Genomic DNA, 24,784 nt, shown 5'->3' on the forward strand with positions numbered 1-24,784 from the left:
TCCATAACTGCTAGTCCTGTGAGGGAGGCGAAACTGCGGTGACGGTGCCGCGGACAGCAGTACCGGGACGATGCCGAGTCAAGGAGTGTGCAGCATGCCGCGCAAGAACCCAGACGTTGAAGAGGCGGACGAGAAGGACCTCGAGGTAGGCAAGCCGAAGGAATGGGCCGCCGGCATACCGGGCGTCCTGCACTCGATGCAGCCAGCCATCAAACATATGGGCCTGGGCAGGACAGAGAAGACGCTGCTGGCCCTGAACCAGAAGCACGGCTTCGACTGCATGAGCTGCGCCTGGCCGGACCCGGACCACCGGAAGACCTTTGAGTTCTGCGAAAACGGGGCCAAGGCCGTCACCTGGGAAGCCACGCCGGTGGTGATTGAGTCGGACTTCTGGGCAGAGCACCCGGTCAGTGAGCTGCGCCAGAGAACTGAGTACTGGCTCGGAATGCAGGGCCGCCTGACGGAGCCGGTGTACAAGCCGGCAGGGGAAGACCATTACCGTCCCGTGAGCTGGGACGAGGCATTCGGGATTCTGGGCCGAAAGCTCAACGGACTGTCCAGCCCGGACGAGGCCGCCTTCTACACGAGCGGCCGGACATCGAACGAGGCAGCCTTTATTTACCAGCTGTTTGTACGGGCGTTCGGCACCAACAACCTGCCGGACTGCTCGAACATGTGCCATGAATCGTCCGGCTGGGCGATGGGCCAGACCATCGGCATCGGCAAGGCCACCATCACCTATGACGACTTCGCCAAGGCGCAGCTCATCATCATCATGGGGCAGAACCCGGGCACCAACCACCCGCGCATGCTCACGGCGCTCGAGGAAGCCAAGGAGGCGGGCGCGGAGATTGTGGCCGTCAATCCGCTGCCGGAAGCCGGGCTGATGCGGTACAAGAACCCGCAAAAGGTCAAGGGCATCATTGGCCACGGCACCGACCTCGCGGACCAGTACCTGCAGATCCGGGTGGGCGGCGATATGGCGCTGCTGCAGGCCATTTCGAAGCGGGTCCTCGACGCCGAGGCAAAGAATCCGGGGACCGTGCTGGACCACGACTTCCTGGCGGAGCACTGCGAGGGCCTGGAAGAACTCAAAGCGCATCTCGACGGGCTTGACGACGAGACCGTCCTGGCCGCCACCGGGCTCCGCAGCGACGAAATCGACGAGCTGGCCGCCCGGTATCTGAAAGCCGACCGTGTCATCATCACGTGGGCCATGGGGATCACCCAGCACAAGAAGGGTGTGGCCACCATCAAGGAGATCATCAACCTTCTTCTGCTGCGCGGAAACATCGGTAAGCCGGGCGCCGGCGCCTCGCCGATTCGCGGGCACAGCAACGTGCAGGGGGACCGGACCATGGGCATCTGGGAGCAGATGCCGCCCGCCTTCCTCGACGCGCTCGGCAAGGAGTTCAGCTTCGACCCCCCGCGCGAGCACGGCGCTGACGCCGTGGAAACCATCCGAAGAATGCGCGACGGCGGGATCAAGGTTTTCGTGGCATTGGGCGGAAACCTGGTGGCCGCCATTTCGGACACGCATGCGGCTGAAGCGGCAATGGAGAACACCGACCTCACCGTTCAAATCTCCACGAAGCTGAACCGCTCCCACACGGTGACGGGCAGGGAAGCCCTCATCCTGCCCACCATGGGGCGCACGGAAATCGACGTCCAGGAGTCCGGTCCGCAGTTCGTTTCCGTGGAGGACACTGTTTGCGCCGTTCATCCCTCGGCGGGGCGGGTGCAGCCCGTTGCGCCGAACCTGCTGTCAGAGGTGGCGATCGTCTGCCGGATCGCTCGGGAGACGGTGGCGGGGAAGTCCAGCGCGGACTGGGCAGGCTTCGAGAAGAACTACGACCTCATCCGCGAGCACATTTCCCACGTCGTTGCTGGCTGCGAGAACTACAACGACAAGATCCGGCAGGAAGGCGGCTTCGTCCTGCCCAACGGCCCGCGCGATTCGCGGACCTTCCCCACGCCAACTGGCAAGGCCATCCTGACGGTCAATCATTTGGAGAGCATCGATCGGCCGGCCGGCACGCTGATCCTGCAGTCCGTCCGCTCGCACGACCAGTTCAACACCACCATCTACGGGCACAACGACCGTTACCGCGGCATCAAAAAGGGCCGTGACGTGGTGTTCGTTAGCCCCGAGGACATTGCCGAACTTGGCCTCAGCGACGGCCAGTTCGTGGATATCCACGGCGTGTACGAGGACAACGTGGAGCGGGTGATGAGGAAACTTCGCGTCGTTTCGTACCCCACGGCCAGCGGCTGCGCGGCCACCTATTACCCGGAGGCCAACGTGCTGGTGCCCCTGGACAGCGTCGCGGAGGGAAGCAACACGCCGGCGTCCAAGGCTGTGATCGTGAGGTTGGAGCCCAGCGCGGAGACCGCCTAGCGCCCAGCGCGTCCTGAACTGGCTCCCGCCCGCGGTCCCGGAACGGGCGGGGCGGAGCGGGGGCCCGGCGCTTACTGGGCGGTGCTTGACCAACCCTCGCTGTCGGGGCCGCCTTCGGTTCCGTGCTCGCAGAGCTGCAGGGCGACGTCGGCCGCCGATTGCACCGCCTCCTGTGGCGACGCGCTGCTGCCGTGTGCCCGCAGCCCCGCTGCGTAGCCAACCAGCAGCGCGGTGACCGGACCGGCTTGCCCGCTGACCGCGCGGGAAGACTCGTCGGCCAGGCGAGCGACCAGTTGCTGGTCTACCTTGAGATCCAGGATCTGCAGCGCTTGGATGAGCCGCTGGCTCCAGTGTGCGAGGTCCTGGTCCGCGGCGCCGATGCCGGTCTCTCCGGCGGAGGCGGTGCCGCCGTCGCCTTCGGTATTGCCTGTCATTGGACTCCCTTTCTTCCTCAACTCTTGCTCGGTGGTGCCGATGCTCCCGGCGGGCGCGCGGGGCAGGACTCTAGGTGTCTATCGAGGTCATGTGCGGGTAGCGCGCCCCCGCGGCAGCGCCCGCCGGGGCAAGTTCATCAAGGCGGGCCAGGTCCCCGGCTGAAAGTTCGACGGCGGCCGCGCCCAGGTTCTCTGCCAGGCGTTCGCGCTTCTTGGTGCCGGGAATGGGGACGATGTGATCGCCCTGCGCGAGCAGCCAGGCCAGAGCGAGCTGTGCCGGACTGCACTGCTTCTCATCTGCGAGTTCCTTGACCCGGTCCACAAGCTGCAGGTTCCGGGTGAAGTTTTCGCCCTGGAAACGGGGAGAGTGCCGCCGGAAATCATCCGCAGCAAAGTCGTCTGGGCTGCGCAGCTGGCCAGTGAGGAAGCCCCGGCCAAGGGGGCTGTAGGGCACGAAACCGATCCCCAGCTCGGCCAGCACAGGGAAAACCTTCGTCTCCGGCTCCCGCTCCCAGAGTGAATACTCGGTCTGCAGCGCGGCTATCGGATGGACGGCATGCGCCCGGCGGATGGTGTCGGCGCTGGCTTCGGACAGCCCCAGATACCGGACTTTACCGGCCTCGACGAGCTCCGCCATGGCTCCGACGGTGTCCTCGATTGGGACGGTCTTGTCCACCCGGTGCTGGTAGTAGAGGTCGATGTGGTCCACGCCAAGTCGCTGCAGGCTGGCGTCGCAGGCGGCGCGGACGTATTCGGGGCGGCCGTTGATGCCCACCCAGGAACCGTCCTCCCGCCGCTCGTTCCCGAACTTCGTGGCCAGGACCACATCGGAGCGCCGGCCCGCGATGGCCCTGCCCACCAGCAACTCGTTCGTGAACGGACCATACATGTCTGCGGTGTCCAGCAGGGTTCCGCCGGCGTCGAGGAAGGCGTGGATGGTGGCGATGGACTCGCTGTCATCGCCGGTTCCGTAAAACTCGCTCATGCCCATGCAGCCGAGGCCGAGACTGGAGACGGAAAGTGAACCGAGTGTGCGGGATTCCACGGGGCTCTCCTCAGGTAGGTTGCGGGAGTGGCTCAGGGAGGTGCGGTGTAGTCGACACTATAAGTCGATTCGCAGCATTTTTGCTCCACCTTGGTGGCGCCGAAACGCCGCCCGCCCCGGGTTCCCCGCATGCTGGCGCGGTTTCCCGGTGGCTGGCGGCGGTGTTGCTTCCTGAAGTGGTGCAGGAATGCGCTGCAACCTGACGCGCGGAGCGGGCAGCAGCTATGGCGTGGGGCTGCCGCCGTTGACGTTCAGGGTCTCGCCGACCACGAAGCTCGACTCCGCCGAGGCCAGGAACACGTACGCCGGGGCGAGTTCGGCTGGCTGTCCGGCGCGTCCCAGGGGAGTGTCCTTGCCGAATTCGGGGAGGGCTTCCTTGGGCTGGCCGCTGCTGACCTGCAGGGGCGTCCAGATCGGCCCGGGAGCCACGGCGTTCACGCGGATGCCCTTCGGCGCCAGTTGCTGGGCGAGGCCCTTGGTGAAGTTGTTGATGCTGGCCTTCGTGGTGGCGTAGTCAACGAGGGTCGGCGACGGGTTGTAGGCCTGGATCGACGTCGTGTTGATGATTGTGGAACCGGCGGGAAGGTGCGGCACCGCTGCCCTGGTGAGCCAGAACATGGCGTACACGTTGGTCTTCTGCGTGTGGTCGAACTGCTCGTCGGTGATGTCGCCGATGTCCTCCTGAGCCACCTGCTTGCCGGCGTTGTTCACGAGCAGGTCCAGGCCGCCCAGTTCCTGCAGCGCGGTGTCCACCAGCTTCTGGCACGTTGCGGCATCCTTGAGGTCGCCAGGCACCTTCACGGCCTTGCGGCCGGCCTTTTCGATCTGGTTCGCGATCTTGGCTGCGTCTTCTTCCTCCTCGGGAAGGTAGGAAAGCACGACGTCGGCCCCTTCCCGGGCGAACGCGATCGCCGTCGCTGCACCGATGCCTGAGTCGGCGCCCGTGACGATTGCCTTCCGGCCGTCGAGGCGTCCGGTGCCGCGGTAGGTGTCCTCGCCCAGGTCGGCCTTGGGTTCAAGCTTGGCGTCCAGTCCGGGTTCGGGCTGGTGCTGCTTGGGCGGCTCGATATGCTCGTAGGCGGTGACAGGATTCTTGAACGTGTACTGGTCGGTCATGGTTCTCCTCCAGATGGTGTTGAACGCGGACAGGATCATCTTGTTTCGGGCGGTGCTGGCATCGGGATAATGCTAAGCATGCTTACCGTCTACCCTAACGAGACGAGGGCTGTGCCGCCAGTGATGCTGCCCTTCGGATTGCGAGGCGCGAGCATCCCATGCGAAGGGCGTGCGGCAACCTCTTCCGCAGGCTGCCTCACCTCATTAGGCTGGCAGTCCCAGCCCGGCGGGCCGCTGCGGTCCGCGGCGATCCGCGACAGGCAATCCGGCCCGGGGTAACCCAAGGAGTGAAGGCGATGGACGACCAGGACATTCTGCAGCGCATCCAGGCGCTGGTTGAGGAAGAACACCAGCTCCGTGAGCCGACGGCGTCGGGCGCCAGTGGCCCCGGCGTGAACGGTTCCGACGACGATGCCGATGGTCAGCGTGAGCGCCGCGCCCGGCTGCGGCAGGTGGAAGAGGCGCTGGACCAGTGCTGGGACTTGCTGCGCCAGCGCCGGGCAAAGGCGAAGGCTGGCGAGGATCCCAACGTGGCGGATGCCCGCCCCGTCAATGAGGTGGAAGGCTATGTCCAGTAAGAGGCCAGCGCGGTAACTACTGCTCCTGGCCGCTGTGCATTCCGTCGTCGCTGCTGTCAGCGGAAGCCGCGTCGCCGGTGTCGTCGGACAGGTCCATGCTTCCGCGGGCTTCCTCCATGGTGGGCCCGCCGGATGGGACGTTATAGCGCTCCGGCCGGATGCCGTGCGACTGCTCCTCGATAAGGGCCTGCTCCTCGCTGAACCGGATGGCGTTGGCGTCATCTCCTGCGTCGCCTGGACCGTCGTCCCGGATCTTCGATGGGTCCGGAACGATAAAGCCGTCTGCGTTGCTGCTGTGTTCACTCATTGAATTCATCCCTTCCAGCTGGTGCCTCACTCTATGTGGTAAGCCTACTTTCCATTTCCGTCGCCGCGAAGTGAGCCGGGTATTTGGACAAGAAATGGAGCCGGAAGCAGTTTCGCGGGCCTGAATAACCGAGATTTACGGCTCGATTCAGGTGTAATCCCCGTCATAGTCGGTCACGACACACAATGTTTACCGAACAAAGTCGTCAGATTTGCCCAGTACTTGGCAAACTACTGTGGGAACAATCGCTCTGTAAGGGGAACCATGCGTAAGACTGCCGCCGAAAACACCAACATCCGCCTTAAGGCCGTGCTGGACGTTCTGGCAGAGGGGGTGTTGTCCGGTGAATCGCAGAACGCCGGCGCCGTGCTGGCTGAAGCCCTCGTCCGGGTTCCGCTGAACGCCTACGAAGCTGAGCTCCTCAGCGGCGGCATTCCGCGGGGCCACAAATCACTGACCACCGCTACGGCCAAGCTGGTCAAGGCAGGCTGGCTGGTCAAGGGACGCTCTGGCTGGACCATCACCGAGGACGGCCAGCGTGCAACGGTCGCCTTCCCGGACGCGGCCAGCTTCTCGGCAGCGCTCGACGCCGGTACTCCGGTCCCTGCCGACACGCCCCTTCCGGTGGCAGCACCTGCCAAGCCGGCAGCCAAGAAGGCACCCGCGAAGGTCGCCGCAGCAAAGGACGAGAAGGCTCCGTCCAAGGCAGCGAAGGTTGTCGACAAGGCAGCCAAGCTGATCGAGGATGCAGTCGCTCCCGTAGCCAAGGCTGTCCGGAAAAAGGCAGAAGCCGACGCCGAGGCGGAGGCTCCCGTCGAAAACTCCGCGGAAACCATCGACCAGCCCGCCGCGGTGGCCGTGGCCGGCGACTTCAACACCCTGCTGGGAGCCCCCGAGAACTGGGCGCCGCAGTACGACGAAGCACAGATGAAGCTGGACGAGCTGGACCAGCTGTGGAAGCTTTCGGCTGAAATCCCGGCCGGCTACTACAACTTCAAGATCGCCCTCAACCGTTCCTGGGATGAGAACTACGGCGCGTTCGGGGCGTTCGATGGCGCCAACCACGAACTGCACCACTCCGGCGGCCAGCTCACCATCCGCTACGATCACCGGACACGGGACATCACCGTCAACTAACTCCACCGGCCGAAGCCCCGCTGCAGCACCGTGCTGCCGCGGGGCTTTTCCATTGGGAGGGTCAACGCCTTCGGACCCGGTTCGTTATCGATGGCAACACTTGGGATGCGATGCTCTCCTGCCTCTTTCCCAGTCCATGGAGGAAAGCCCAGAATGGGGAGCACGTTCGTAACTCAAGGAGGAGCTTTGCGCCATTCAGGGACTTTTCGCTGGTCAGGGACTTTGTCCGGGGCCGCCGTTTTGGCCGCCGTGGTTGCACTTGCCGGCTGCGGGGCGCCTTCCTCGCCTGGTGGAGGAGGGTCTGTAGCCCCAACAACTTTTGTCTCTTCCTCGGACGCGGCCTCCGCACCGGCAAGCGGAACTGCAACGGCAACTGACAGCCCGGCGACGGCCACCGCGACGCCGTCCGCAACGTTGCCTGAGGGCTGGAAGACCTTTACGACGTCTGACGGCAAGCTGGCGTTCGACCTTCCGTCCGAGTGGACCGTCAAGGATCCCGCCGGACAGACGCCGCCGGGCGGCGGCGTGTTTGTGGAAGTCCGCAACCCTGCGGGCAAGTCGATGGCAACGCTGCGTACCAACATGGTGGTTGGCGCGGAATGCCTGAAGAAGCAACCGTACGGCATGTACGACTCCGAGCCGCTCCCGGCATTGAAGCAGTCCGGCAGCACACCGCGATTCACCTTCGAATCCCGGCAGGATGACACCGCCACCGACCCTGCGAAGACGACGATGCTGGCCTACGGCATCACCTCGGCGCCGGAACCCACCGGTCCCACGGCCTGCCCGATAGCCCATTTCTTCAGCTGGCCGCCAAGCGGGGCGATGTTCGGCGGCGTCTACAACCCGTTCGACACCACACCGGGGAACCCGCCCAACGTGGACACCCCTGAGGCGTACACGGAAACCCCCGAATACAAGAACATCCGCGCCATGATCACCTCACTCCGCCCAGCGGGCTAGGTCCTCCGCCCAGCGGGCCAAGTCGGCCGGCCACCCCGGTACCGCGGGCCACCTGGTTCCGCTAGCCGGCCTGGTTCCGCTGGCCGGGCCTGATCCGCTGGTCGAGCCTGTCGAGACCAAGGCCGCCGGCGCTACATTGGTTCCATGACTGACTCGAAGGCAGCAGAGCCGGACAGCGTCCGCCTCACCGCGCGCGTCACGGGAATGGTCCAGGGTGTCGGTTTCCGCTACTGGACGGCGCGCAAGGCCGACGAGCTAGGGCTGACCGGTTCGGTCAGGAACGACGACGACGGTTCGGTCGCCGTCGTCGCGGAGGGACCGCAGCCGGACATCGTCGAATTCAGGCGCTGGCTCGGATCATCCCAGGCGCCGGGGAGGGTGGCGCACGTCGACGAGAAGGTCTCCCCGGCCGAAGGCGGATTCAGGAGCTTTCAGGTAGTCGGCTGAGTTCACCCTTGGCTGAGTTCACCAGGGCTGAGCCCCAGGAAGGCCCCGAGTTCCTCGAGCGCGAAGGGCCGTGAGGGCATGTAGTTCGTCAGCTCGGGGGAGCGGACGATCACGGCCCGCCACTGGCCCCGCGACACAGCTACGTTGATCCGGTTGCGGTTGAGCAGGAACTCGGCTCCGCGCGGTGCCTCCGCAATGGCCGAACACGCCATGGACACGAGCACCACGGGAGCTTCCTGGCCCTGGAACTTGTCCACCGTTCCCACCCGCACGCCGGACAGGCCCTCCTGGTCCAGGGCGTGCCGGACGGCCTGCACCTGGGCGTTATATGCGGCCACCACCAGGATGTCCTTGGCTTCCAGCCGCCGGATCGGCTCGTCCTTGCCCGGCGTCCACTTGAGCCCGATATGCTCGCGTGCCAGTCCGACGATCGCGGCAGCCTCTTCCGCCGAACTCGTGGTGTTGCCGGCATGCGGCACCAGGACGGTTTCCACGCCCGGCGGCACGCCGTCGAGATGGCGCAGGGATGCCGCCGGCGCCGACTCCAGCCTGCCGTCGTAGCTGAGCACCGACACCTTGCGGCACAGCTCGGGATGCATGCGCCAGGAATCGGCGAGGAAGTAGCCCAGCTCGGCAGGCATCGTGGCATGCCCGGCTGACAGCCAGCCCAGCGCCGACTCATCGACCGGCTCCGGATGGGAGCCCTGGGTGACCTGCGGAAGCTGCTGCGGGTCGCCGAGCAGCAGAAGCCGCTTCGCGGACCGGGCCACAGCCAGGGTGTTGGCCAGCGAATACTGGCCGGCCTCGTCAATGACCAGCAGATCCAGTGACCCTGCCGGCACGTATTTGCCTGTCATGGTCCAGGCGGTTCCGCCAACCAGGCAACCGCCGTCGGCGTCCAAAAGCCTAGCGATGTCCTCATCGGCGACGCAGGTCCACGGCACGTCGTGCGGTTGCGCCAGTCTCTTGGCGACGACGCCGGGATCCACCCCGGCTTTCACAATCGCCGTGCAGAGCATGTTCTCAACGACGGCGTGGGACTGGGCGACCACGCCCACCTTCCATCCGGCCTCCACGAGCCGGGCAACGACGTGGGAGCCGACGAACGTCTTGCCGGTTCCCGGCGGTCCCTGCACAGCGAGGTAGGACCGGTCCAGGTGCTTCAGTGCCTGGGTAATGGCAGAGACGTAGTCGGCGTTTCCGTTGGCGTCGTTGCTGACCGGAGGCAGGCTCAGGATGCCGGCCAGCCTGGGTGCTGTCCGGCGCAGGATGTCCACGCCGGGATGCTTGGGGAGTTCCGGCAGCGAGGAGCCGACAACCTGCGCGAGTTCCGCCAGGGCTGCCTCGATGCTGACGGTGGGAATGGGACGGTCGTCAGTCAGTGCCATGGGCAGCTGGAAGTACGGCGGAACCTTGCCCGTGGACTTCTCCGTGATGGTGATGACGGTCCGGCCGGGCTGATCAGTATGGTCCTCCACAGCATCCACGTGCGTGCCGAAGACGCCGTCCCGCGAGGGCGGCATGGCGGCTTCATGGAGTGCTGTTGCCGTGCCTGCCGACTGGCCGGTCGCCGCACGCCGCGGTGTCCGCCCGCCGTCGACCTCCCCCAGACCGTCGGGCAGGGGGTCCTCGAACATCCGGAACCAAGTGGAGCCCGGCTTGAATTCCGAGCCCTCGCTCATGATCCCGGTGAGCCGCAAAGTGCGGGACTCCGTCCGGGCTCGGGAGGTAGGCGGCGCCCAGTCCAAGACCACCTCGGCCGCTTCCACGATGAAGACGTTGCGCTGGTCCCGCCACCTGTCGACCTCGGATTCGAGGCGGTCGAAGTGCTCCCACCAGAACTGCTTGCGCTCCCGCCGGTGATAGCCGGTGGCCGCCGCGACCATGGCCACGGCCTGCTCGTCCGGCGTCAGCTCGCGGTGCTCCGGAATGGCGTCCAGGAAGGCGCGCAGGCTTGCTTCCTCCGGCGAAGGTTCCGCGTCCGGAACTGCATCCGACGGCGTTTGGGAGCCGGACGCCGTCGCCGGACCGGCAGTAGTCGCCCCCACGCCAGTCCCCACACCGGCCGCCCCCACACCGCGCATCCCCGCGTCAGCGTCCGCCACGCCAGCCTCGCCAGGGGCGACAGGCGCACCGCCACGCAGCTGCAGAAGCCAGTCCCGCAGGCGCAGCGTGGAAAGGCAGTCGTACTGGTTGTAGTCGGAAATGGAGGCCAGAATGGCGGCCGCCTCCGCCTGCGTGTCAGGGCCGGCATCGCGCGCCTCGCAGTAGGCGGCGTAGGCCACCACGGAAGCGCCGGCGTCCTTGACGTCCCCGGATCGCAGGTTGTCTCCCATATACAGGGGCTCGAGCTTCTTGATGGAGTACGAGGCCTCGGAAATCCGGAGTGAATGCCGGACTGTGGCATAAAGGTCCACGAGGAGCCCGTCCCGCAGCCACGAATCCACCACGTCCTCGCCGGCGACATGGTTCAGAGAGAGGTTGCGCAGTGCCGTCTTTTCGTAGGGCGCGTAGTGGTAGACATGCATGTCCGGATACCGCGCGCGGCGCTCCTCCACGTAGGCCAGGAAGTCCAGGAACGCCTGGCGTTCGCCCGCCCGGGAGTGAGCCCAGAAAGGCCGAAAGACCGGTTCTTGGCCCGGCGGATCAGTGGGCCGCGGGGCCTCAATGACCCCGAAAAGATACTCCAGGCCCCATTGGCCCGCGGGATCCTGCCAGAGCGGGTCGCCCTCGAAGTCGAAGAAGATGTCGCCGTCACTCGGGGCAGGAATGCCGGCCAGCGCGTTGTCTGCCAGCACCTTGTACGTGATGGTGTGCCGCTGGCCTTCCTTCACGAAGGTCCGTGAACCGTCGGCTGCGTCCAGCCCGGTCTGCATTCTGGCCTGGTCACGCAGGCGCCGCCGCGAACCTGTGGCCAGGTGGAGAGGGAGTTCGGCGAGGGCGTCGATGGTGGTGATGCCATCCGCCACGAGCTTCTTCCGCTGGATGGAGGTCATGCCGGCCACCATCAGCAGGTCCCGGTGCCCGGCCACCTGCTCGGCACAGTAGTCGCACCTGCCGCAGTAACTGACACCGGGCTGCTGCCACGCTACAGGGGCCTCCGCGTGACGGTGCGCAGCGGTGAGCTCGCGGAAGCGCGCCCGGCGCTCGCGGTACACGGGCAGCAGATCGTCCAGTGAGTGCGAGCTGCGCTCCATGTTTCCCAGTACCAGGGTGACGCGCGGAGCGGGTACCAGCCCGAGCCCGATCAGCTGGTCGCCGTAGGCGGCGAGCTGCAGCAGTGCCCCCACCTTGGCATGCCGCGCCAGCTTGGTGTCCCAGACCGCGTACCGCTGCGCACCGCGCTCCCTGCCCGGCACGCCAGAGCCCGGCAGGTCAGCCTCCTCGCGCACCAGGAAGTCCGCATAGCCCAGGAATTCGCCGTCGAAGAAGGTGGCCTGGAAGACGACATCGGCGCCGGTGCGGAGGGCAGCGGCGGTTTCGCGCGCCTTGTCCGCCAGGTCAGTCCGGTCCATCGTTCCGCGCTCCACGGAGTAAACCCCGGTCCCGCGCGCCGGATCCCAGGTGCCGTGGCGGTCGATGAGGGCGGCGAGCACCTTATGCTCGTGGAGGTCGCCAAGCGTGCCAGCCCGCGCCTGCATCTCGTCGGCGGGGAAATCGGCTTTGGGGGAGCGGCCCAGTTTCTCGTCCAGGATCCGGAGCGTGCGGTACTCGCACTCGCTGGCGGCGACGAGGTCGCTGGCTGAGAACACCAGGTCAGCCGGTGCTCCCGGCGTGGTTGGGTCGAGCAGGAACATGGGGCCTCCCCATTGGCAGCCTCGCTCCCGGGACGGTTCCCGGTGCGCTGATTTGAATCTAGCAAGAGGCTATGACAATCAGGCCGCACCGGCCGGGAGTTGGCCCAATGGGGGACCCTACATGCCTGCGCAGGTTAGGTGACGGGCTGCTTGCCGTTGTGGGAGTAAGTGAGGCAGTCGGCGTTGTCCGGGCCGGGGCCCACATGGACTTCCGATGCGTTGCACATGAGGTGCTCGTTATGGATGCATTCCGCCCGCTGGCATGCCCCGACCCCGGCGAGGACCTTAGGAAGGCCGCCGTGTATGCCGGTGTCGATGAACGTGGCGCAGGAGGCATGGTCTGTGGTGCCGCCAACCGTGATGGCTTCGGCGTTGCATTCAGAGTGGTCGTTGAAGGAGCAGTTGGTGACGCTGCAATCGGCTACATGCGTGCTCATGGGATTCCTCCAAGATTTCGGACGCCCCGGCGGGGCGACTCGCTGTTCCCAACGTAGGCCCGAAGGGTCGGATCAAAAAGACCCAATTGTGTTGCGTAATTGCCGTAATCGCAGGAACTGCCCCGGAGGCGCCCGGCCGGACCTGTGGGCGGCCTGGCAGGGCCTCGAAGCCGGACCTCGGAGCGGCAAACAACCCCAGAGTGTCCGCTCTCAATTTCCCGCTCCAAACCCCCATGGACCCTTTGCGGGCACCGTTCTAGACTGGCAGGACCCTCCACTTTTAGGGCCCGACGGCGTCGTCCGGGCCTTTCAAGGAAATGCCCTGGAGGGCGCATCACATCACTCAGGAATTCACCGCCGACCCTTCACGGGGAAGGGTCCGTGACGCCAGGAGGAAAGAGATGGAAGGGAACAAAGCCGTTGCCTACAAGGGGCCCGGCAAGGTGGAGGTCATCGATATCGACTACCCCACTTTTGAACTTAAGGACGGGCCGGGCGTAAATCCGGCCAACGTGGGGCGCCAGGTTCCCCACGGTGCAATTATCAAGACGGTGGCCACCAACATCTGCGGCTCGGACCAGCACATGGTCCGCGGGCGGACCACGGCGCCACCGGACCTGGTGCTGGGCCACGAAATCACCGGTGAAGTGGTGGAGGTAGGACCCGGCGTCGAATTCATCAAGGTCGGGGATATCTGCTCGGTGCCGTTCAATATTTCGTGCGGCCGGTGCCGGAACTGCAAGGAGCGGAAGACCGGCATCTGCCTCAACGTGAACCCGGACCGCCCGGGCAGCGCCTACGGCTATGTGGACATGGGCGGCTGGGTGGGCGGCCAGGCCAACTATGTCCTGGTGCCGTACGCGGACTGGAACCTGCTCAAGTTCCCGGACAAGGACCAGGCCATGGAGAAGATCCTGGACCTCGCCATGCTTTCGGACATCTTCCCCACGGGCTATCACGGCGCCGTATCGGCGGGGGTCGGCGTCGGCTCCACTGTATACGTCGCGGGTGCCGGTCCTGTGGGCCTCGCAGCGGCGACGAGCGCGCATCTGCTGGGTGCCGCCGTCGTAATTGTGGGCGACATGAACAGTGACCGTCTGACGCAGGCCCGCAGCTTCGGCTGCGAAACCGTGGACCTGACCAAGGGCGGCCCGGTTGAGCAGATCGAGCAGATCCTGGGGGTCCCAGAGGTGGACTGCGCCGTGGACGCTGTGGGATTTGAGGCGAAGGGCCATGGCGAGGGCGCCAAGGAGGCGCCGGCCACGGTGTTGAACTCGCTGATGGACATCACTGCCGCCGGCGGTGCCTTGGGCATTCCGGGACTGTATGTCACAGGTGACCCGGGCGGCATCGACGAGGCTGCCAAGAAGGGATCGCTGAGCCTGAGTCTCGGCACGGGCTGGGCCAAATCGCTGAGCTTCACCACGGGTCAGTGTCCGGTGATGAAGTACAACCGGCAGCTGATGATGGCCATCCTGCACGACCGTGTGCAGATCGCCAAGAACGTCAACGCCAAGCCGATCCTGCTGGAGGACGCACCGAAGGGCTACGCCGAGTTCGACGCCGGTGCCGCCACGAAGTACGTGCTGAACCCGAACGGTTACCTCAGCTGACGTAGGCGCGAGGCAGGAGAGGAGTTAACGGCGCGGGGCCGCGTGCGGCCCGACCCACAGGGTTGTGCAGCACGCGGACCCCATTGCCGTCATCGTGTAGTAGGGCCAGACTCGTGGAACGACCAAACCAGCCGCAGGAGGAGATCCATGAACAGCCAGCCTGACGAAACACCGCTCGAAGTGCCGGAAGTCGATGCGTTTGAGCAGCGCCAGCCGGTAGGCGGGGAGTCCGGGGACGAGGAACAGCGGCCGCTGCCCGAGGACGTTCCCGAGGCGGACGCCCTGGAGCAGCGGACCCCGCTGCGGACCGACGGGCCGCCCGCGGCGCCGGACCTCTCCGCCGAGGAAGCGGCCGAGGCAGACGCCATTGAGCAGGCCGCGGGCACGCCGGGCAGTGATGAGGACGACTACCCGTTCGCGGGCGAGGTGCCGGAGGAGGGCTGAGGAGCGGCCCGTCTGGCCGGCTTCGGGTGGCGGCGGGCCTGGTTACTTGGTTCCAGCTACTTGCCTTACTTGGTTCCAGCTACAGTGCCGCCGCACTGGGCCAGGACGGAGGCCATCGCGGTGCGTTCGGCCTGGGTCACCCAGAGCTTGTACTTCGCCTTGACCGAAATCTGGCGCGCCACGTACGGGCAGCGGTAGGCGCGGCTGCCGGGCAGCCAGGTGGCGGCGTCGCCGTCGGACTTCTGCTGGTTGGCGGGGCCGGAAACGGCCAGCAGGTTCAAGGGATCGTTGGCGAGGGCGGTCCGCTGTGCCTTGCTGAGGCGCTGGGCGCCCTTCTGCCACGCGTCGCTGAGGGCAACGATGTGGTCGATCTGGACCGCGCTGCTGGTTTTGCTGCCGCGGGTGAAGGCGATGGTGGTGGCCGTGTACGGATCGGCCAGTGTACCGGTCAGGACGATGCAGTTGTTTGTTCCTGGCTTGCGGGTGGTCTTGGTGAGATCCCGGGCCAGGATGTCGTTGCGGGTGTCGCAGCCGTTGTGGTCCGTGTCTGACCAGGCCGGTCCGAACTCTTCCCTGTCGTAGCCCGTTTTTGGGGCGCGGCCTTTGACGGGCAGGGTGGCGAGTAGGTCGGCTGCCTTGACGGCGTACCCGGGCGCGTTGCCGGCTGACCCGCCGGGGACAGAGTCCGACGACGGCTGCCGGGTTGCGCTGATGCCCCCGCCGCAGGCGGTGGTGGCCAGGATGACGGCGGCAAGGGCGCCGGCTGCGAACCAGTTCCTCCCGTGGGAACGTGCGTGGTGCAAGGCGGTCTACTCCCGTGGCGCTGGTTGTCGATTCAACGATCGATCGTACTGGCCGGCAGGACGGAGTTGGCGGTGCCACGCGGATGACGTACCCGAAACGCAGAGAGCCCCGCACTGCCAAACGGCTTTGCGGGGCTACTCCTAGCGGCAGGACCACCTCGGATGGGGGATACGCGGTGGGCCTGCTTCTAGGCTAGAGAAGTTTCCTGAAAATTGGCTAGGAATGTGTGGCCTTTCCGGTTGGTTCGCTTGCCGTCCGGATGCCCTCCGGTGAAGCTACTCGTCCTTGACTTCGCCGCCGGGCTAAACCAGTGTTGAAATCGCACTGACCAGCAGGTTTTCCCTTCAAAGGAGATGCGTCATGACTCTTCCCGCGGGCCTGACCCCCGGCATTTGGACACTCGATATGTCCCACAGTGAAATCGGCTTCAGCGTGCGGCACGCCGGGATCAGCAAGGTCCGCGGGCGGTTCCGGGAAGCAACCGGCGAAGCCCACGTGCGGGACTCCCTGGCCGATTCCTCATTGCATGCCACTGTCAGCACGGCCAGCTTCGATTCCGGTGACGCCAACCGTGACGCCCACGTGCGCGGGGAGGACTTCTTCGACGTCGAGAAGTTCCCCGATATGAGTTTCAAGGGCACTCACCTCGAGGGCGACGGCGAGGACTACACGCTGACGGGCGACCTCACGATCAAGGGCATCACCAAGCCGGTCGAGCTCGAGGTCGAATTCACCGGCGTGGCCGTCGACCCCTTCGGTGCCACCCGCGCGGGCTTCTCGGCCGAGGCGGAGATCAGCCGCAAGGAGTTCGGCCTGACGTGGAACGCGGCCCTCGAAGCCGGCGGCCTGCTGGTCAGCGACAAGGTGAAGATCAACCTCGAGGCTGCCCTGGTCAAGCAGCAGTAGGTTTCGCAGGGACGAACGGATCTAGGAAAGCCGGGCGATGCTGCGGCGGACCGGGCGTGATGCTGTGCCGTCCGAGAAGAGCTCGGGTGATGATGCCTGGATCCGCTTGACGTCCTCGAAGACGCCGCGCAGGTGAACCCGCAGGCAGCTGTCCGCTTCGGGGCGGTTGTTGGCTTCGAGCGCGTCCACCACGGCGGTGTGCTGTTCAATCAGCGTGGACACGGGGCGGGTGTCGATCAGGCTGAGCCGCCGGGCGCGGTCCAGGTGGGCCTTAGCGGAATTGACCGCTGTCCAGGCCGACTCGTGCCCCGCCAGACGAAGGAGCTCGCGGTGGAAGGCCTCGTCTAGCCGGAAGAACTCCTCGACGTCGCCGGTGGCTTCCGCGTCACGCTGTGCAGCAAGGATCTCGCGCAGCCCATCGAGGCCGGAGGCGTCAACCACGGCGTCCTTCAGTGACGCGCATTCGATGGCCTCGCGAACGAACTGGGCCTCAGCGACCCGTCCCAGATCCACGAGCGAGACGAACGAGCCGATCTGCGGGAAGACCTGCACCAGCCCCTCCTCGCGCAGCAGGATGAGGCTTTCGCGCACGGGCGTCCGGCTGACGCCAAGTTCCTGGGCGAGCTCGTTCTCGGACAGCGGCTCGCCGGGAGGGAGCTGCAGGGAGATGATGCGACGCCGGAGCGTATCCAGTGTCTGGTCCCGCACGGAAAGCCGCGGGGACTGCCCTTTTTCGGGTTTGCCGGTTGCCATGCATCCAGTCTAGCCATCGTTGACAAACTAGAATGGTAGTGCTTGTATGGTAGTCAGCTACGGCCGGAGGACAGCTCTCCTGTCCTCCAAACCCGGCCACATCCAGGCAGAACTCTCCCACTCCCCTTCTTCATCGCCTGCAAAGGAGCAACTGATGACCGAGAGCATCGCACCGCCCACCGCCAAGACCGAAACAAGGACCACTAAGGACCTCGCGAAGGTCGCGGTCTCCGGCTGGCTGGGAACGGCCATGGAATTCATGGATTTCCAGCTCTACTCGCTGGCCGCGGCCATCGTCTTCAACAAGATCTTCTTCCCCGACGTCAGCCCGGTTATCGGCCTCATCGCCGCGATGGCAACCTACGGCGTCGGCTACGTGGCCCGCCTGTTTGGTGCCGTCTACTTCGGCCGCATGGGCGACAGGATCGGCCGGAAGAAGGTCCTCTTCATCACCATCGCGCTGATGGGTGCGTCCACCACGCTCATCGGTGTCCTGCCCACCTACGCCATGGTCGGCATCTGGGCCCCCATCCTCCTCGTGGCATTGCGACTGATCCAGGGCTTCGGTGCCGGCGCGGAAATCGCCGGCGCCACAGTGATGCTGGCGGAATACGCCCCCGCCCGCCGCCGCGGCCTGATCTCCTCGCTCGTCTGCCTCGGCACCAACTCCGGCACCCTCGCCGCCTCCGCGCTCTGGGCCATCCTGGTGGCGGTACTCTCCGAGGAACAGCTGCTGACCTGGGGTTGGCGCCTGCCGTTCCTGGCAAGCTTCCTGCTGATGATCTTCGCCGTCTGGATCCGCCGCTCCCTCAAGGAGAGCCCGGTCTTCGAACAGCGTGAGGACGTCGTCGACGGCGTCGCACTTGCCAAGCGCGACCTCGCCGCCGAAGCAAACACGTCCGCGGTAAACGAAGCAGACCAGCCCAAGCACCAGACCCAGTCCGCCAGCACCATCGAAGCCGCGCTGCACCAGCGCAAGGGCAAGTCCTTCCTGATCGCCCTCGGCCTCCGCTTCGGACAGGCCGGCAACTCCGGCCTCATCCAGACCTTCCTGATCGGCTACCTGGCCACGGTCCTGCTCATGAACAAGTCCGTCGGCACCACGGCCATCATGATCGGCTCGATTATCGGCTTCGCCACCATCCCGCTGATCGGCATCCTGGGCGACCGCTTTGGCCGCCGTCCCCTGTACCTGATCCTGAGCGCCACCACCGCAGTCTTCGCAATTCCCATGATGCTCATGGTCACCAGCGGCAATCCGACTCTTGTCACCATCGCCGTCGTCGCCGGCCTGAACCTGGGCGTACTGAGCCTCTTCTCGATGGAGAGCGTCACCATGGCCGAGTTCTTCGGAGCGCGCACCCGCTTCACGCAGCTCGCCCTGGCCAAGGAAATCGGCGGTATCCTCGCCACGGCCATCGGCCCGATCCTCGCCGCTACGCTGACCGCCGTCACCGGGCACTGGTGGCCCCTGGCCGCCATGCTCATCGGCTACTCGCTGATCACCCTGGTCTCCGCGGCTGTTGGCCCCGAGGTCCGCGGCCGCGACCTGGTCCGCCTGGAAGACGCCGCATGAAAGCAGTAGTCGTCCACGGCGCCAACGACCTCCGCATCGACGAACGCCCCGAGCCCGTCGCCGGGCCGGGAGAGGTTGTCCTCGCCGTCGAATGGGGCGGGATCTGCGGCTCCGACCTTTCCTACTGGCGCCACGGCGCCTCCGGGACCGCGCAGCTGAAGTCCCCGCTCGTCCTCGGCCATGAGGTGGCCGGCCGGATCGCCCAGCTGGGCGACGGCGTCGAAAACCTCCACGTCGGCCAGCCGGTCACCGTCCATCCCGCCGAAGTCGTGGGGGACGGGATCATGCCGGAGCGGCTCAGCGGCCGGACCAACCTGTACCCCCAGATCCGGTACTTCGGGTCGGCAGCCTTCGATCCGCACACCGACGGCGGCTTCAGTGAACGGAAGCTGGTTCGCGCGTCGCAGGTCCGTCCGCTTCCCGACGGCGTGGACACCCTTCGCGGGGCACTTGCTGAACCGCTGGCCGTCGCACTTCATGCGGTGGGGCGCGCGGGATCGCTGGCCGGCCGCGACGTGCTGGTCAACGGCGCCGGGCCGATCGGATCCCTGGTGATCGCGGCCGCCAAGTACGCCGGCGCACGAACCGTCACGGCCACGGATATCAACGACGCCTCGCTCCGGATTGCGAAGGCCATGGGTGCGGACGAGGTTCGCAACCTCTCGGACGGCGCAACGCTGCCGGAGGACGTGGAGCTCGTGTTCGAGGCGACCGGGATCCCCGCGGTACTGGGCGGCATCCTCCGGGCCACTGCCCGGGGAGGCACTATCGTCCAGGTGGGCAACCTGCCCGGAGCCCCGGCCCCGGCCGCACTCGGGGACCTCGTGACAAGGGAAATCACGTGGATCGGCTCCTACCGGTTCGCGGACGAGATCACCGACGCGCTCCAGGCGATGTCTGAAGGCCTGGACGTTTCACCGGTCATCACCCACAAGTTCGGCATCGACCAGGCCGCGGAAGCCATGCGGGTGTCCGCGGACCCGGCCGCCGGCAGCAGCAAGGTCATGCTCCGCCTCTCCTGACCCAACTAAGTAGCAGCAGATGGCGTTCTGAGGGCTCAAAACGCCATCTGCTGCGACCTACTTGCAATACCCGACACACAAAAGGACCCACCAGTGAAGATCACCGACGCACGCGTAGTCGTCTCGTCGCCAGGACGGAATTACGTCACGCTCGTTATCGAAACCGAGGACGGGATTACCGGCATCGGCGACGCCACCCTCAACGGACGTGAACTGGCTGTGGCGTCCTACCTGTCCGAGCACCTCTGCCCGCTGCTGATCGGCCGCGACGCCCGCCGCATCGAGGACACGTGGCAGTACTTCTACAAGGGTGCCTACTGGCGCCGCGGGCCGGTGACCATGACGGCGATCGCCGCGATCGACGTCGCACTTTGGGACATCAAGGGCAAGGCCGCCGGCATGCCGGTGTACGAGCTGCTGGGCGGCGCCGCCCGCGAGGGCGTCATGGTCTATGGCCACGCCAGCGGCTCCTCGCTGGAGGACCTCAGCGCAGACTTCCAGCACCACCTGGACCTCGGCTACAAGGCCGTCCGCGCGCAGGCCGCGGTGCCTGGGCTGGAGAAGACCTACGGGATCGCGCCGGTGGACGGCAGGACGTATGAGCCTGCCAGCGGCAACATCCCGCAGGAGGACCTGTGGGAGACGACGGCGTACCTGGACTTCGCGCCGAAGATGATGGCGCACGTGCGGGAGCAGTTCGGCTACGGCGTGCACGTCCTGCACGACGTCCACCACCGGCTGACGCCGATTGAGGCCGGCCGGCTGGGTGCCTCGCTGGAGCCGTTCCGCCCGTTCTGGATCGAGGATCCGACGCCGGCCGAGGACCAGTCGGCGTTCCGCCTGATCCGCCAGCACACCACCACGCCGATCGCCGTGGGTGAGGTGTTCAACTCGATCTGGGACTGCCAACAGCTGATCACGGAACGCCTGATCGACTATATCCGCACGTCCGTTTCACACTCGGGCGGCATCACGCACCTGCGCCGCATCTTCTCGCTGGCGGACCTGTACGGCGTCCGCTCGGGCTCGCACGGCGCCGGTGACCTCTCGCCGGTGTCCTTCGCCGCGGCGCTGCACGTGGACATGAGCATCCCCAACTTCGGCGTCCAGGAGTACATGGGCCACCGCGATCCCGCGAACGAGGTGTTCAAGGCCTCCTACACCTTCACCGACGGCTACATGCACCCCGGCGACGCTCCAGGCCTCGGCGTTCAGTTCGACGAGGAGGCGGCCGCCGCGTTCCCGTTTGACCCCAAGTACCTGCCCATCAACCGCCGCCTCGACGGGTCGGTGCATGACTGGTGAGTAACCCGACAGAAGCACAGCCGTTCGACGTCGTCGCCATGGGGGAGATCCTCCTCGAGGTGGCCACGGACGTCCCGTTCGGGCACGGTGTTCCGGCGCAGCTCGGCATCTCCGGCGACGCGCTGAACGTCGCGGCGGCTGCCGCGGCGGCCGGTGCCCGCACCGCGCTGCTGGCAGTACTGCCCGACGACGACCTCGGCCAGGCGGTCGCCGCCCGGATCGCTGAACTCGGCATTTCCACCGAACTCCTGAAGTTCCATCCCGGCCAGCAGGGCGTGTACCTGGTGCACTGCGACCCCCACGGGCAGCGCGAGTTCTCCTACGCGCGCAGCGGCAGCGTCGGCTCCACTCTGGGGCCGAACGACGTGGACCCGGACGTGTTTGCCGCAGCCGGGGCCGTGATTGCCGGCGGCATCGCCTGCGCCATCTCGGCTTCGTCCCGCGCAGCCGTCTTCAAAGCCGCCGAGGTTGCCAACCGCTTTGTCTTTGACCCGAACTACCGCGCGCGGCTCACCTCCGTGGAGGACGCGACGGCGGCCGTCGTTGAGTTGGCGCCGAAGGCTTTCCTGGTGACGCCTTCCTTCCCCGGGGAGACGTCCGCCCTGCTGGCCACGTCCTCGCCGCGGGAGGCCGCCGCGAAGCTGCGCTCGCTGGGCACCGCCAACGTCGCCGTTACGTGCGGGGCCGAGGGAATCCAGCTGGAGAGCAACACCGGGTCCGCGTGGATCGAAGCCATTCCAGCGCCGGCAGTGGTGGACCAGACCGGAGCGGGTGACGCCTTCGTGGGCACGCTGACCGCGCGGCTGGTGCTCGGCGACGGCCTCGCCGAGGCTGTCCGGTATGGAGCAGCCGCGGCCTCACTCGTGGTGGGCGGCAAGGGCGGCACCGGCTTCATTCCGAGCTTTGAGCAGACCCGCGCCCACGCCCTGGGGGCGCAGACTATGGCGACAGGGGAAGGAGAGCTGTCATCGCACGCCTAAGCAGTGCCACTTTGAGCAGTGCAAACCTCCGTGACAGGGCCGAGTTCCCCGGCGCCGCGCTGCGGGCCGACGGCCTGAAGCCTGGCATCGTGCACCTGGGCCTGGGCGCCTTCGCCCGCGCCCACACCGCTGTCTTCACCGAGAACGCCATGCTGGCCAGCGGAGAAACAGGCTGGGGGATCACCGGCGTTACCCAGCGCTCGGACACCGTGGCGCGGCAGCTCGCTCCACAGGACGGACTCTTCACCGTGGCCGAACGGGGCGAGGGAGCGGCACCGCTCCGCGTAGTGTCCAGCATCGTGGACGCCATCTCCGGACGGGACAACCCGGCCGCCGTCGTGGAACGGATCGCCGCGCCGGAGACCCTCGTGGTCACGCTGACCATCACCGAGAAGGGCTACCGGATCGACCCGCGCACCGGATCCCTCAACCTGGAGGATGAGGAAGTCAGGGCTGACCTTGGCGGCCGTGCGCCGCTCACGGCCATCGGCCAGGTCGCCCGTGGCCTGCAGCAGCGGTCGCGCACCGGGACCGGCCCGATCACCGTGGTCTCGTGCGACAACCTCCCCGGCAACGGCGAACTGACCCGAACGCTGGTCCATGCCTTCGCCGCGGCCCTGCCGCCTGCCGAAGCCGAACTGCTCACCGCCTGGCTCGACGCCAACGTCGCGTTCCCCAGCACCATGGTGGACCGGATGGTGCCGGCCACGACGGCGGGTGACCTGGACGCCGTCGAACGTGATCTGGGGCTGCGGGACGAGGCAGCCGTGGTGGCCGAGCCGTTCATGCAGTGGGTCATCGAGGACAACTTCGCCGCCGGACGTCCGCGATGGGAGGACGCCGGAGCCCTGTTCAGCAGCGATGTCAGGGCCTGGGAGGCGGGGAAGCTGCGGCTGCTCAACGCGAGCCACTCGCTGCTGGCCTATCTCGGCCTCGCCGCCGGCAAGGAGACCATCAGCGACGCCGTGGCCGAGGGGGCGTTCTTCACCGCCGCGCGGCGCATGATGGCCGAGGACGTCCTGCCCACCATCACACTCCCGGAGGGGCTCGACGCGGACGAGTACTGCGCCCAGGTGCTGACCCGTTTCGCTAACCCACACCTGGCCCACACCACGGCCAAGGTGGGCAGCGACGGTTCGCAGAAGATCGGCCTGCGCCTGCTTAGCACCGTGCGCGGAAACCTCGACGCCGGACGGGAACCTCGGTGGGCAGCACTCGCCGTCGCTGCCTGGATGCGGCACGTGGCGACCACTCCCGTGGACCAGCTAAGCGATCCGCTGGCCGCCGAACTCCATGCGGCGCTGCCGGCCTCGCGGTCCGCGGCCGACGTAGTCCCGGCGCTGCTGGGACGCCGCAGCGTCTTTGACCCCGAACTGGCCCGGCATCAAGGGTTCGCAGACCTCCTCATCCACTGGTACAGCATCGTCGACACACACGGGCTGGACGGCCTGAGAAAAGAGATCAACCATGACTGACGCCACCAGCGTTCTGAACGTCTCCCCGGTCATCCCCGTGGTGACCATAGAGGACCCGCAGCACGCGGTTCCAGTTGCCCGGGCCCTTGCTGACGGCGGCGTCCGGATCATCGAGCTGACCCTGCGGACGGACACGGCGCTCACGTCGCTGAAGGCCATCGCCAACGAGGTGCCTGACATCCTGGTGGGCGCCGGGACGATCCTCACTCCCGGCCAAGCCGACGCCGCCGTGGCTGCGGGTGCACAGTTCCTGGTCAGCCCCGGCGTCACCCCCGCGCTGCTGGACCACATGCTCAGCCTCGAGGTGCCGGTGCTTCCGGGCGTGGCCACGGTGGGTGAGGTGATGATCGTGCTGGAGCGTGGGCTGGACACCATGAAGTTCTTCCCGGCCGGTCCTGCCGGTGGACCGTCCTACCTGGCAGCCATCGGGGCACCCGTCCCGCAGGTGACGTTCTGCCCCACAGGCGGCATCAGCCTTTTGACTGCGCCGGAGTACCTTAAGCTGCCCAACGTCAGCTGCGTCGGAGGAAGCTGGCTGACGCCGCGCGCCGCCGTCGAAAGCGGGGACTGGCAGCAGATCACCGAACTGGCGCGGGAAGCGGCAGCCCTGCGATGAGAATTTTGCGGCATTCCTGGTTGACCGTAGATCTGGGTTTGGGACGGGCGTAAAGTCGGGAAAGACCGGTCCTAAAACCCGGTCGCAGCCTGAACAGACGCACAACCTAAGGAGTTCATCATGAACTTGGGCAACATGATCAGGAATGCCGCAGGACGTATTTCCGGACGGACCACGCAAGGAACAACCGGTGGATACACGAGGGGATACACACGGGGCACCAAGCCCTACACCACAGGACGGACCTCTTCAATGGGTCGCGGCCGCACCGCTGGAGGACTCGGAGACAAGATCCGCCACATGCTTCACAGGCACTGACGCTGGAGCGCCTGCCGATTCCTGACGTCCATGGCGACGCACGACTGTCAGAACAATTACGAAAGGCTCTTGGCCGCGGCCACCGGCTATTTGCCGCGGCCACCGTTTCCGCAGGGGAGGTTGCCGTGGTGAGCCACGGCGCCTCCCTTGCTGCTGATTTCGAGATCGGGTCGGTCTCCAAGGGCATCACCGGGCTGCTTTATGCCGACGCCCTGAGCCGCGGCGAGCTCGGCCCGGACACCACGCCGTCGTACTTCTGACCGCGACAGCGGCACCCGTGGACCTGCACGGCTTCCGGCTCCTGGCGGAGCTT

23 protein-coding genes are annotated in these 24,784 nt (G+C 66.5%); 15 read left to right on the forward strand and 8 right to left on the reverse strand.

Features of this window, described 5'->3' with window-relative positions:
* Positions 1–94 precede the first annotated feature (94 nt).
* Positions 95–2,398, forward strand: a complete 2,304-nt coding sequence (locus QFZ23_RS05895) for an FdhF/YdeP family oxidoreductase (protein ID WP_306921228.1) — start codon at positions 95–97, stop codon at positions 2,396–2,398.
* 71 nt (positions 2,399–2,469) lie between these two features.
* On the opposite strand, the gene QFZ23_RS05900 is transcribed toward QFZ23_RS05895, so the two are convergent.
* From QFZ23_RS05900 to QFZ23_RS05910, 3 genes are all read right to left on the reverse strand, one after another.
* A complete protein-coding gene (locus QFZ23_RS05900) occupies positions 2,470–2,832 on the reverse strand; it encodes a DUF6457 domain-containing protein (protein WP_306921229.1) in 363 nt (120 codons plus the stop codon).
* A gap of 70 nt (positions 2,833–2,902) precedes the next feature.
* Positions 2,903–3,877: an aldo/keto reductase gene (locus QFZ23_RS05905; protein ID WP_306921231.1), complete on the reverse strand. Its 975-nt coding sequence runs from the start codon at positions 3,875–3,877 to the stop codon at positions 2,903–2,905.
* A gap of 222 nt (positions 3,878–4,099) precedes the next feature.
* Positions 4,100–4,993 carry a glucose 1-dehydrogenase gene (locus QFZ23_RS05910; protein WP_306921232.1) on the reverse strand — a complete coding sequence of 298 codons (894 nt, stop codon included), beginning with the start codon at positions 4,991–4,993 and terminating at the stop codon, positions 4,100–4,102.
* Positions 4,994–5,289: 296 nt separating this feature from the next.
* On the opposite strand from QFZ23_RS05910, the gene QFZ23_RS05915 reads away from it, so the two are divergent.
* The gene (locus tag QFZ23_RS05915) at positions 5,290–5,571 is read left to right on the forward strand and encodes a DUF2630 family protein (RefSeq protein ID WP_306921233.1); all 282 of its coding nucleotides are present in this window, start codon (positions 5,290–5,292) and stop codon (positions 5,569–5,571) included.
* 16 nt (positions 5,572–5,587) lie between these two features.
* Here the strand turns inward: QFZ23_RS05915 and QFZ23_RS05920 are convergent, their stop codons facing one another.
* On the reverse strand, positions 5,588–5,878 hold the full coding sequence (locus QFZ23_RS05920) for a hypothetical protein (protein WP_306921234.1): 291 nt from the start codon (positions 5,876–5,878) through the stop codon (positions 5,588–5,590).
* Between the two features lie 264 nt (positions 5,879–6,142).
* On the opposite strand from QFZ23_RS05920, the gene QFZ23_RS05925 reads away from it, so the two are divergent.
* The 3 genes from QFZ23_RS05925 (at position 6,143) to QFZ23_RS05935 (ending at position 8,425) form a co-directional block, all read left to right on the forward strand.
* Entirely contained in the window at positions 6,143–7,015 is an 873-nt protein-coding gene (locus QFZ23_RS05925) for a pullulanase X25 domain-containing protein (RefSeq protein ID WP_306921235.1), read from the forward strand.
* A 414-nt stretch (positions 7,016–7,429) separates the two neighbouring features.
* Positions 7,430–7,978, forward strand: coding sequence for a hypothetical protein (locus tag QFZ23_RS05930; protein WP_306921237.1), 549 nt, complete (start codon positions 7,430–7,432; stop codon positions 7,976–7,978).
* Positions 7,979–8,122: 144 nt separating this feature from the next.
* Positions 8,123–8,425 (forward strand): acylphosphatase, encoded by a 303-nt coding sequence (locus tag QFZ23_RS05935; protein WP_306921239.1) that lies wholly within the window; start codon positions 8,123–8,125, stop codon positions 8,423–8,425.
* A gap of 2 nt (positions 8,426–8,427) precedes the next feature.
* On the opposite strand, the gene QFZ23_RS05940 is transcribed toward QFZ23_RS05935, so the two are convergent.
* Positions 8,428–12,222 carry a TM0106 family RecB-like putative nuclease gene (locus QFZ23_RS05940; protein WP_306921240.1) on the reverse strand — a complete coding sequence of 1,265 codons (3,795 nt, stop codon included), beginning with the start codon at positions 12,220–12,222 and terminating at the stop codon, positions 8,428–8,430.
* 134 nt (positions 12,223–12,356) lie between these two features.
* Entirely contained in the window at positions 12,357–12,659 is a 303-nt protein-coding gene (locus QFZ23_RS05945; protein WP_306921241.1) for a DUF1540 domain-containing protein, read from the reverse strand.
* 401 nt (positions 12,660–13,060) lie between these two features.
* On the opposite strand from QFZ23_RS05945, the gene fdhA reads away from it, so the two are divergent.
* Positions 13,061–14,272 (forward strand): formaldehyde dehydrogenase, glutathione-independent, encoded by a 1,212-nt coding sequence (fdhA, locus tag QFZ23_RS05950; protein ID WP_306921242.1) that lies wholly within the window; start codon positions 13,061–13,063, stop codon positions 14,270–14,272.
* A 147-nt stretch (positions 14,273–14,419) separates the two neighbouring features.
* Entirely contained in the window at positions 14,420–14,716 is a 297-nt protein-coding gene (locus tag QFZ23_RS05955; protein ID WP_306921243.1) for a hypothetical protein, read from the forward strand.
* 65 nt (positions 14,717–14,781) lie between these two features.
* Here the strand turns inward: QFZ23_RS05955 and QFZ23_RS05960 are convergent, their stop codons facing one another.
* Positions 14,782–15,519 carry an HNH endonuclease family protein gene (locus tag QFZ23_RS05960; protein WP_306921244.1) on the reverse strand — a complete coding sequence of 246 codons (738 nt, stop codon included), beginning with the start codon at positions 15,517–15,519 and terminating at the stop codon, positions 14,782–14,784.
* Positions 15,520–15,880: 361 nt separating this feature from the next.
* Here QFZ23_RS05960 and QFZ23_RS05965 point away from each other — a divergent pair, with 361 nt between their 5' ends.
* Entirely contained in the window at positions 15,881–16,426 is a 546-nt protein-coding gene (locus QFZ23_RS05965; protein WP_306921246.1) for a YceI family protein, read from the forward strand.
* 21 nt (positions 16,427–16,447) lie between these two features.
* On the opposite strand, the gene QFZ23_RS05970 is transcribed toward QFZ23_RS05965, so the two are convergent.
* Complete coding sequence (locus QFZ23_RS05970; protein WP_306921248.1) at positions 16,448–17,179, reverse strand: GntR family transcriptional regulator; 732 nt, start codon at positions 17,177–17,179, stop codon at positions 16,448–16,450.
* Between the two features lie 154 nt (positions 17,180–17,333).
* Here QFZ23_RS05970 and QFZ23_RS05975 point away from each other — a divergent pair, with 154 nt between their 5' ends.
* From QFZ23_RS05975 to QFZ23_RS06005, 7 genes are all read left to right on the forward strand, one after another.
* On the forward strand, positions 17,334–18,755 hold the full coding sequence (locus QFZ23_RS05975) for an MFS transporter (protein WP_306921251.1): 1,422 nt from the start codon (positions 17,334–17,336) through the stop codon (positions 18,753–18,755).
* Positions 18,752–19,777, forward strand: coding sequence for an L-idonate 5-dehydrogenase (locus QFZ23_RS05980; RefSeq protein WP_306921252.1), 1,026 nt, complete (start codon positions 18,752–18,754; stop codon positions 19,775–19,777). The genes QFZ23_RS05975 and QFZ23_RS05980 overlap by 4 nt, the downstream gene beginning before the upstream one ends.
* Positions 19,778–19,870: 93 nt before the next feature.
* Positions 19,871–21,082 (forward strand): D-mannonate dehydratase ManD, encoded by a 1,212-nt coding sequence (manD, locus tag QFZ23_RS05985; RefSeq protein WP_306921254.1) that lies wholly within the window; start codon positions 19,871–19,873, stop codon positions 21,080–21,082.
* A 38-nt stretch (positions 21,083–21,120) separates the two neighbouring features.
* Entirely contained in the window at positions 21,121–22,062 is a 942-nt protein-coding gene (locus QFZ23_RS05990; RefSeq protein ID WP_306926703.1) for a PfkB family carbohydrate kinase, read from the forward strand.
* Between the two features lie 89 nt (positions 22,063–22,151).
* Positions 22,152–23,537, forward strand: a complete 1,386-nt coding sequence (locus QFZ23_RS05995) for a mannitol dehydrogenase family protein (RefSeq protein ID WP_306926705.1) — start codon at positions 22,152–22,154, stop codon at positions 23,535–23,537.
* Entirely contained in the window at positions 23,530–24,153 is a 624-nt protein-coding gene (eda, locus tag QFZ23_RS06000) for a bifunctional 4-hydroxy-2-oxoglutarate aldolase/2-dehydro-3-deoxy-phosphogluconate aldolase (RefSeq protein WP_306921256.1), read from the forward strand. The genes QFZ23_RS05995 and eda overlap by 8 nt, the downstream gene beginning before the upstream one ends.
* 446 nt (positions 24,154–24,599) lie before the next feature.
* Complete coding sequence (locus tag QFZ23_RS06005; protein ID WP_306921259.1) at positions 24,600–24,731, forward strand: hypothetical protein; 132 nt, start codon at positions 24,600–24,602, stop codon at positions 24,729–24,731.
* Positions 24,732–24,784: the final 53 nt, after the last annotated feature.

Origin of the sequence: Arthrobacter globiformis (assembly GCF_030818015.1) — a bacterium.
GTDB classification, from domain to species: Bacteria; Actinomycetota; Actinomycetes; order Actinomycetales; family Micrococcaceae; genus Arthrobacter; species Arthrobacter globiformis_C.